This window comes from Alishewanella sp. WH16-1 (assembly GCF_001441695.1).
Classification (GTDB): Bacteria; Pseudomonadota; Gammaproteobacteria; order Enterobacterales; family Alteromonadaceae; genus Alishewanella; species Alishewanella agri.
In genome coordinates this window covers 1-2,623 of sequence record NZ_LCWL01000079.1, presented here as the reverse complement: position 1 = coordinate 2,623, position 2,623 = coordinate 1, and the positions used below count along the sequence as shown (strand labels likewise).

2 protein-coding genes are annotated in these 2,623 nt (G+C 51.2%); both read left to right on the top strand.

Going from position 1 to position 2,623, the window contains the following annotated elements; all coding sequences use genetic code 11:
• The first annotated feature begins 204 nt into the window (after positions 1 to 204).
• Positions 205 to 1,767, top strand: coding sequence for an IS21 family transposase (istA, locus tag AAY72_RS07655; RefSeq protein WP_057786548.1), 1,563 nt, complete (start codon positions 205 to 207; stop codon positions 1,765 to 1,767).
• 20 nt (positions 1,768 to 1,787) lie between these two features.
• Positions 1,788 to 2,543 (top strand): IS21-like element helper ATPase IstB, encoded by a 756-nt coding sequence (gene istB / locus AAY72_RS07650; RefSeq protein WP_057786546.1) that lies wholly within the window; start codon positions 1,788 to 1,790, stop codon positions 2,541 to 2,543.
• The last annotated feature ends 80 nt before the right edge of the window (positions 2,544 to 2,623 follow it).

The window sequence follows — 2,623 nt, the reverse complement described above, 5'->3', positions numbered from 1 at the left end:
TGCATATTTTCACGCATGGCGATCACTCAATAACATTCAAGCCGATCAGCCAATAACATCCATGCCGATCACACAATAACATCTCATACCGATCACTTTTTGGCACTCATGGTAACGTGCGATCGGCATCAATGTTATTACGTGACTTTTCTCTCCCGCTTCGTTAAACCCGTACTTTCTATCTGTTATTGCTGAGGAAAGTACATGTCTGCGAGGCCCATTTCTGTGAGAAAATTAAAAGAAATTCTGCGTTGCAAGTATCAGGGGAAGCTGACCCATCGTCAGGTTGCCCTTAGCCTCTCTATCTCGGCGAGCACCGTCTCCTATTATGTGAACCGGGCGGCACAGCTAGGTATCACTGGCTGGCCACTGGCACAACAGTGGGATGATGTGACGCTTGAGCGTGCTTTCCTCAAAACGATGGTGGTGCATAAAACCCAGCATAAACCGCTGCCTAACTGGGCGGGTGTCTATCAGGAACTCAAAGCCCCTGGCCGCAAAGGCGTCACCTTAGAGCTGCTGTGGCAGGAGTATGCCGAACGAAGCCCTGAACAGCACTACAGTTACAACCACTTCTGTCGTCTTTATAAAGAGTGGGCGGCCGTATTGCAGCCCTCTATGCGACAAATCCACCTGGCGGGCGAAAAGCTCTTTGTCGACTACTGCGGCCAAACCATGCCGATTGTTGATCCTGATACCGGTGAAATTACCTGTCGTGCGCAGATCTTCGTGGCGGTGTTGGGCGCATCCAATTACACCTTCGCCGAGGCCACGCGTTCACAGCAGTTGGAAGACTGGATCATGAGCCATAAACGGGCCTTTGAGTTCTTCGGTGGCGTACCACAGTTAGTGGTACCCGATTGTTTAAAAAGTGCAGTCAGCGTGGCTCGCAATACCGATCCCGATCTCAATCCGACCTATCAAATGCTGGCGGCCCACTTCGGCACTGCCATCATGCCCGCCAGACCGCGTAAGCCCAAAGATAAATCCAAGGCCGAAGTCGGCGTGCAGGTGGTCACACGTTGGATCCTTGCTGTGTTACGGCATGAGGTCTTCCACAGTCTGGCGCATCTGAATCAGCGTATCGCCGAGTTGCTTATAAAACTAAACAATAAACCCTTCCAAAAGTTGCCTGGTTGCCGCTCTTCCCTGTTTAACGAGCTGGATGCACCGGCTTTACAACCGTTGCCCCGCTTCCCCTACGAGTACACCAAAATCCAACGGGTGCTGGCAGGTAAGGATTACCATGTTGATATCGAAAAGCATTATTACTCCGTGCCTTATACCCTGGTTGGTAAGCGATTGGAGGCGCACATCAGAGCGCAAACCATCGTGATTTACCATCATGGGCAAGTGGTAGCAGAGCACCCGCGCAGCCACCGTAAAGGGCAGCATACCTGTGACATGGCACATATGCCCGATCACCATAAAGTGATGCTGGAGTGGTCACCGGAGCGGCTCCTGAAATGGGCCGCTTCTATAGGTATTTATACACAGCAGTGGGTGCAAGAGACGTTAGCGCACGCGGCACATCCGGCGCTGGCGGTGCGGCCTTGCTTAAGCTTACTAGGGCAAAGCGAAACCTATAGCAAGGCGCGGTTGGAGGCGGCCTGCCTGCGCGGTCATCTGACCGGCGCTAACCGCTTACACAACATCAGGGCGATCCTGAAAAACGGCCTGGAATATCAACCGGTGCCAACCGTGAAACATGATCCGCTAAAAGCGCTCGTACACGACAATGTGCACGGCGAAAGCTACTTCCACTAACAGACTACACGAGAAGACTTATGGAATTACGAATCGAAGAGCAACTGAGCCTGCTGCATTTAAGCGGTGTTAAGCAAGCCCTGGCAAAACAACAAGAGCAAACGATGCTTTATCAAGATATGAGCTTCGAAGAGCGCCTGCAGCTGTTACTCAGCCATGAGTTAGTGCAGCGCGAGCAGCGCAAAATTAGCCGGTTAGAGAAGCAAGCCGGATTCCGTTTAGGTGCACAGGTTGAGCAGATAGACTATCGCGCTAATCGGGGTTTTAACGCGTCTCAGATACGGGAATTACTGCAGGGTAACTGGCTTAAACATCAACAAAACCTGTTGCTAACCGGCGCTGCGGGATGCGGTAAGAGTTACCTTGCCTGTGCACTGGGCCGTTACTTTATCCGCCAGGGAATGGCAGTGCGCTACTACCGGTTAAAGACCTTATTAGAGGAGATGAGGTTGTCACAAGCAGATGGGAGCTATCCACGGTTACTGAGCCAGCTTAGTCAAGTTGCTATCTTGATCTTGGATGACTGGGGGATGGAAATGCTGGATGCGACAGAGCGTAGTAATTTACTGGAAGTGATAGACACGCGACATGGCAAGTTATCAACGGTGGTGGCAAGCCAATTACCGGTAGATAAATGGTATGGGATGATCGGAGAAGCCACTTTCGCCGAAGCGATCTTGGACAGGCTGATCCACAGAGCGATCAGGCAGCCTTTAACGGGTGAATCGATGCGAAAACAGCAGTCAAAGTTGACGCATGCCGATCAAAACGAGTAAAAGTAAGTTGAAGTAAACGCGGGAAGAAAAAACCTGATCGGCATGATGTTATTGAGCGATCGGAATGATGTTATTAGCCA